Origin of the sequence: Acinetobacter sp. Ver3, assembly GCF_000632455.1 — a bacterium.
Classification (GTDB): Bacteria; Pseudomonadota; Gammaproteobacteria; order Pseudomonadales; family Moraxellaceae; genus Acinetobacter.
In genome coordinates this window covers 21,659-28,191 of record NZ_JFYL01000041.1, presented here as the reverse complement: position 1 = coordinate 28,191, position 6,533 = coordinate 21,659, and the positions used below count along the sequence as shown (strand labels likewise).

Genomic DNA, 6,533 nt, shown 5'->3' with positions numbered 1-6,533 from the left:
CTCTTTATTTCTAAAGAGTCAACCAGTAATTCAAATTATTTTTAAACTTTCTTTCCAAAACCCAACTCAACCAATCTTAGCTAAATCACTGTTTTATCAGAAGTTTTAATCTTCATCACCGCCGATGGATGTGCATTATAGGCCATTTATTTTCTTACGCAACTACTTTTTCAATTTTTTCTATTTGTTTGTATAGTTAATAAACCAATGACACATTAACTATATGTTTTTTATATATAATTTTATTTGTATGAGCTTTTAACTCTTATCACTGTCTAAATAAGACAAAATCATTGCACTTAGTTCTCTCTTAAGCTGTTGTTCTGAAATAAGAAAATCATTGTTACTTACAAACCTCATCATTGTGAACAAGGTACTATTAATAATCACAAAAGATTTATGCTTAAGTGTTTCGAAGTCCCAATGACGATAGAAACGATTAAATACATATAAACCAACTTCAAAAAAATGCTTTTCTAGAACCTTTGCTGCTTCTGAATTATTGTAGCCATGCCAATGTTTCAGGACTTCAAAGAAGAAACCATTATCTTCTCTCATTACATCAAATCCGAATTGAAGACTAACATCGACCAAGGTTTTTAAATCCATTTCTTCTTGATTCATCGCCAGTGCTTTAAGTGACAAACCTAAGTTTTCACTCTTACGGCGTAACAATTCTAAAATTATCTGATCTTTATTTTCGAAATATTGATAGATAGAGCCTACGCTCACCCCTGATTTTTCAGATATTTTTGGCGTAGTGACTTGATCTAGGCCCATTTCAGAAATGCATATCAGAGTCGCTTCCAAAATACTATCGACTACCAGCTTTGCTCTTTGTTGTTGGGGTCTTTTTCTCATAGCTGCCATTCTAATAATGCGAATTGAATGCGAATAAATATTCATATTAATCTTTGATCAAACAATAACCAGATTAATTACACCATGTCAAATTTAAGCATTCCAAAACGTATGGCTTCATATGAGCGAATGAAGCGTAGCGATCTATTGTCTAAGCTTCTACATAAAATGACCGATCAAAACTTCATTCCAACTTATGCTGAATATTTAGAGTTAAATGAAAGTTTACATACGGGTGATGTGCCGATGGATCGCTTAATGGATTGGGTGATGACCAATCCACGCGAAAATCGAAAGCTTTTTGAAACGGCGTTATATCAAGGCTTAGATGCTCTTCCCAAACCAGTCCCTGAAATCAAAGCATTCTTTGATCTCGTGGAACAACAGCCTGTTTGGTTTGATCAAGAAAAAATTGATCGTGCAATTCAATTCACGCATCGTTTAGGCGCAAATGTCACTTTTATTATGCGTGATCTCGCCCTAATGACTGGATATCAATACCCTGGCTTCAATCAACCTTTGATTTTAACAGGTGCTCTAAGCAAATATGCAGGCAAGCGCTTAGCAGAAACGCATAAATGGTGGCTAGATGTTACTAAGCCGAATGGATTTCAACGCTTTAATGATGGCTTTACTTCAACAATTTTTGTGCGTTTCATCCATTCTTTAGTTCGCTACCATCTAAAAAAATCCAAAGATTGGGACTGGGATATTTGGGGAATGCCGATTAACCAATATGATCAGGCAATGACAAATATTGCTTTCAGCGGTGTGATGCTTTTAGGTATTCGAGCAATCGGTATTTTTCCAACCAAAAGTGAAGTCGATGCGATTATGCATTTTTGGAAATATACAGGCTGGTTAATGGGTGTTGACGAACAATGGCTGATTGATAAAGAGTCTGAAGGCTGGAAATTATTGCAATGGATGAATTATGCTCATCCTCAAGTGGATGAAAGTAGTCGTCAGCTTGCAGTAAGCCTATCCAAAGAACCATTTGAACGCGAATATAAACATTTTAAACGTTTCATGCAGAAGAAAGCTTACCAGAATCACTTAGATGTTACCCAAATCTTTATGGGCCGTAAAAAAATGAAAAATTTAGGGCTTAAGCCTCGAATACTGCCGTGGTATCCACTGTATCTACTGACCAAAAATACTGTGATTTATGCTGGCGCAAAAAAAATACCAAAGCTTGATCTTTATTTACAGCGTAAAGGGCGATCACAACAAGAACAAGCTCTCGATTTATATCAAAATGCAGGAAAACAGCTGGCAAGTATGCATCAATAAATAAAAAACCGAGCTAAAGCTCGGTTTTTTCATGTATATTTTTAAGACATTCTTAATGTTGCCTCTTGCTCAGCTCGAAGTGCTGATGGAGAACGTGCTAGATAATCCAAAGCTTGTTGAGTATTACCTTCTTGCACTGGATGAAACTTTGGACTAAACCAACGGATAGTAGCTAAAGTTAAATGACTGAAGGTAGGAATATGATCAGTCTTACGGCTAATTTTTTCCATTTGCATAATGAGTCTTAAAGTACCCATATGTCTAAACTTACCTGCATCTTTGTCTTGTTTCAAAATTGTTTTGCCGCCTTCAACCCAAACCGCTGCCATAATAGGGAAGATAAAGGTCATCAAAGCATTTTTTGAAATTTGAAAATTAAACTCTGATTCAAACATATGTTTAAACAAATCATACGCAACCGTACGATGCTCAACTTCTTCTGCAAGATGCCAACGGAATAAATCAGCCATGATTGGATCGGCTTTATCCAATGAAGTATTGTCCAAGCTCCACTGTCCTGCTACACCAGTATAGTGTTCAATGGCTGCAATCACACCCAGTCGGAAGATTAACCAACGTTTTTCACCAACCACTTTTTTCATCATTTTGATACCTACTGGATTTTCTCCCAAAAGGATTTCAAAAAGATAATGCATGCGTTGAATGAACGGCTTTACATCTAATCCATGTTGATCAAAATAAACTTGTGCGTGTTGATGAGTACGACCATGAATCGCCTCTTGCTGAATAAAACCTTTCACGTCAGCTTTTAATTGTTCGTCTTTGACGAACGGTAAAGCTTTATTAAATACACGGCAAAACCAAAACTCACCCGCAGGTAAAATCATATGTGCTGTATTCAACATATGGGTGGAAACAGGGTCATTTTCAATCCAATGCTTTGGAATATGATTGAAATCAAATTTTACTTTACGACCATGTAGTTGATGAACTTGACTCATTGTTGTCATTTTATTATCCATTACATCTTTTTTATTATTTTTAAAATAATGATAACCTCATCACAATATCATTTAAGGACATTCATATTTTATGTCTGACAATTTTAAAGAAAACACCCATTCAGACGGCGATCTAAATGGGTGTTAGGCTTAATACGTCAAATAAACTGAATATGACTAGAACTTCATACTCACACGCGCCCAATAATTACGTCCTATATTATTAAATTGCTCATTCTGTGCAAAACCAAATCCAGCACTACCTGCTTTATTTAAGTGTTCCGTATAAACTTTATCCAGAACATTATCAATTCCAATACTCAAATCAACACCTTGATGAATTTGATAAGTACCATTTAAAGACAGCGTCGAGAAACCTGAACTCGTTTTAAAGTCCTTACCTACAATATTACCTTGATTAATACTGACACGATCCTGCCCATCTACCACACGCCACAATAAACCTAAGTTAAAACGCTCTTGCACATATCTTAAATTTACACGTGCTTCCAACGGAGATATTTGAGGTAAAGGTTGATTATCAGTTGTGTTTTTTCCCCAAGCATACATCGCACTAAGATCTGCCTGAACAGCATCGGTAAATTGATAACCTACACCAGCTTCTGCCCCTGCGATTGTCGCATCGACATTTCTAGAATCAGCAGCATTTTTACCATGACCAGTCATTTTTGCTGGGTCATAATTCAATAATATGAAATCATCGATCAAACCAGCATAAGCTGATGCCCATGAACTGAATGCCCCGTGATTATGTTGGTATCCAACATCCAACTGTAAGGTTTTTTCTGTTTCTAAATCCTTGAAGGTAGCAACAGCATTGCCTTGATAATCTGTCTTAAACAACTCCCAATAATCTGGTACGCGCTCTACATAGCCTAGACCAACATAGGTTTTAGCATCATGCTCTGGATGCTGATTTTCAAACCGTATAAAACCACTTGGTAATGTTTCCTGACGTTCTTGAACCATTGTTAAGTTTTTAATCTTAACTTGATCAACCCGAACACCTGTGACCAACTTATTATGATCATTCAATGGATATGATAATTCAGTGAACCCACCATAAGATTGAAACTTCATATCCTCTGTCAGTGGAGTATTCATCATTGGCATGCTTGAATGATACATTCCACCAGCATGTTGATTATTCTGAGTATCAACACCCGTAATGAATATTGCTTTATCCCACTCCATCGTTGTGGCTAAACGTGCATTCAAAGTACGACGTGTCACATTCATAGCGCGATCCGCGCCATCAACATCACGTAAACTAAAATTATCCATCACATGATCATTAAAGTTGTAATTGACTTGCGCCTCAACTTTTTTAACTACCTCTGAGAGATTCTTTTTCTCAAATCTTAATCCCAAGCTCTCGCGGGCAAATTTAGAACCATCCATATCTCGCCCAGCATATACAGCCTCACCATCAGCCTTAGCGCCAGTTAACTCGATCCATGTATCTGCATTAGGTGTCCAGCCCAATGCTAAATCTGCATTCCATCGTTTCCAATCTGATGGTACGGTCGCCCCATTACCATCTTGATAACTATTTGAGACTGATCGGTTGCTATTGATTCGAATATATTTTTGTTCATCTCCTACCGCTGCCTCAATATTTTGGTCTAAACGCCCAAAAGAGCCCATTAATACACTTGCCTGACCTCGATAATTTTTTTCATCATTCAATTGTTCTGGGCGTCGCTCGAAAATCACTGTTGCTGCTGAACCTGTGTTGGCGTACTGGACAGTTTGGGGACCTTTAATCACCGAGATTCGATCATAGCTCTCAGGTGAGATATACGAAGTCGGTGAATCCATACGACTCGGGCATGCGCCTAAATTTTCAGTTCCATCTGTTAGAATTTTGATTCGTGATCCAAACATTCCACGAAAGGTCACATCACCGTTCGTACCTGCACCACTATTTACGCTGCTAAACCCTACAATACTTTGTAAGTAATCTGCGCCATCCGACGCAGGAATAGGCTGAATGGGTTGCTTCGGGTTTGCACGTACAATCAAGCCATTAGCATCATTACCTTGTAGAGCTGTAGCAACAATTGGCGCTAAGTTCGTCGTGTGTGTATCAGGTGTTGGATTTAAAGTTGTAGATTGGACTTCAGCAAATGAAATTTGCGAAATAAAGGCAATGGAAATCGCAGCCGCTAGTGGCTGTAAATAGAATTTTGGCTGAGCCATGATATATTCACTCAAAATTTAAATATGACAATGCTAGAGTCATTCAAGACCCTAAAAATAAAGACAATATTTAAGAAAAGAGTGGCGGTGCCCGACCTTGAGGTAAAAGGAATAAACGCTGTAAGTCGAAATAAATATGTTTGAACGCTTTTTGGAATGCGATCAAACGTATATTTAAACGTACAAAAACTTCTTTCACATTCAGCTCAGGTGGCAAAATCAAATTACCAAATACAGTACAGTATTGGCATTGATGGTTTGGGTCATGATGATCGTGCCCACTATGCGAGGATTCAACATAGCGCTTAAACTCATGATGTTCATGTAACGCATGTGAAGTGGAAACATGATGAGCGTGATGAACGAGCGTGGTAAGACCAGAATGATTAGGTTGTTCGAATAAGGCACGGGTGATCGTTTCGCAGACCGGCGCAATTTGGTATTGCGCTGGAAGCAAAGGCTGAAGAAAAACAGCGATCTGTAATAATACTGCTGCGAAACTCAGCAGCAACCCATTGCGGAACAAATTGTCATTCCAAATAAAATTTGAGCAATTATAACAAAGCCCAATCGAAATTGGGCTTTATCAACATATTTAAAATTCTTAGAGAATTAACGCTTTACAGCAACTTTTTCTTTTTGACGCTGACGAACGACTTTTTCTACCTTTTCACGCGCTCTTTGGCGTTTTAAAGGAGATAAATAATCAACAAATAATTTTCCGTTCAGATGATCCATTTCGTGCTGGATACATACTGCCAAAAGACCATCAGCTTCTAATTCAAAAGCTTGCCCTTCTAAGTTAATTGCGTCAATTTTGACGCGTGACGGACGCTCAACTTTATCGTATATTTGTGGAACTGATAGACAACCCTCTTCATAAGGTTGGGTATCTTCAGTTAATGGGGTGACTTTAGGATTAATAAAAACCATCGGCTGATTTTTATCTTCAGACAAGTCCATGACGATAAGCTGAATATGATGATCAACTTGGGTTGCAGCTAGACCAATACCTGGTGCTTCATACATGGTTTCAAACATGTCTGCAGCAAGTTGACGAATTTCATCCGTCACTTCCTCTACAGGTTTGGCAATAGTACGCAAACGGGGATCAGGAAAACTTAAAATTGGTAATAAGGCCATGCTGCTCCTCACCGGCTATGCCATTGATCTTAAAAATTAAATGAAGTTAAT

Annotated in this window: 6 protein-coding genes; 1 reads left to right on the top strand and 5 read right to left on the bottom strand. The window is 37.9% G+C overall.

The window, feature by feature from the left end; genetic code table 11:
* Positions 1-258: 258 nt before the first annotated feature.
* Positions 259-861 (bottom strand): TetR/AcrR family transcriptional regulator, encoded by a 603-nt coding sequence (locus CL42_RS11030; RefSeq protein WP_035268244.1) that lies wholly within the window; start codon positions 859-861, stop codon positions 259-261.
* An 84-nt stretch (positions 862-945) separates the two neighbouring features.
* On the opposite strand from CL42_RS11030, the gene CL42_RS11025 reads away from it, so the two are divergent.
* Positions 946-2,154, top strand: coding sequence for an oxygenase MpaB family protein (locus CL42_RS11025; protein WP_035268237.1), 1,209 nt, complete (start codon positions 946-948; stop codon positions 2,152-2,154).
* 41 nt (positions 2,155-2,195) lie between these two features.
* Here CL42_RS11025 and CL42_RS11020 read toward each other — a convergent pair whose 3' ends face one another.
* The 4 genes from CL42_RS11020 to def form a co-directional block, all read right to left on the bottom strand.
* A complete protein-coding gene (locus CL42_RS11020; RefSeq protein WP_035268234.1) occupies positions 2,196-3,125 on the bottom strand; it encodes a metal-dependent hydrolase in 930 nt (309 codons plus the stop codon).
* A 168-nt stretch (positions 3,126-3,293) separates the two neighbouring features.
* Positions 3,294-5,339 carry a TonB-dependent copper receptor gene (locus CL42_RS11015; protein ID WP_035268232.1) on the bottom strand — a complete coding sequence of 682 codons (2,046 nt, stop codon included), beginning with the start codon at positions 5,337-5,339 and terminating at the stop codon, positions 3,294-3,296.
* 70 nt (positions 5,340-5,409) lie between these two features.
* Entirely contained in the window at positions 5,410-5,865 is a 456-nt protein-coding gene (locus tag CL42_RS11010; protein WP_228133268.1) for a DUF2946 domain-containing protein, read from the bottom strand.
* An 86-nt stretch (positions 5,866-5,951) separates the two neighbouring features.
* The gene (gene def, locus CL42_RS11005; RefSeq protein WP_035268228.1) at positions 5,952-6,482 is read right to left on the bottom strand and encodes a peptide deformylase; all 531 of its coding nucleotides are present in this window, start codon (positions 6,480-6,482) and stop codon (positions 5,952-5,954) included.
* Between the last annotated feature and the right edge of the window lie 51 nt (positions 6,483-6,533).

Excerpts from the sequence above, each read along its gene's own strand:
- CL42_RS11025 (WP_035268237.1), top strand. The coding sequence starts at position 946 with ATGTCAAATTTAAGCATTCCAAAACGTATGGCTTCATATGAGCGAATG.
- CL42_RS11015 (WP_035268232.1), bottom strand. The coding sequence starts at position 5,339 with ATGGCTCAGCCAAAATTCTATTTACAGCCACTAGCGGCTGCGATTTCC.
- def (WP_035268228.1), bottom strand. The coding sequence starts at position 6,482 with ATGGCCTTATTACCAATTTTAAGTTTTCCTGATCCCCGTTTGCGTACT.
- CL42_RS11020 (WP_035268234.1), bottom strand. The coding sequence starts at position 3,125 with ATGACAACAATGAGTCAAGTTCATCAACTACATGGTCGTAAAGTAAAA.
- CL42_RS11030 (WP_035268244.1), bottom strand. The coding sequence starts at position 861 with ATGAGAAAAAGACCCCAACAACAAAGAGCAAAGCTGGTAGTCGATAGT.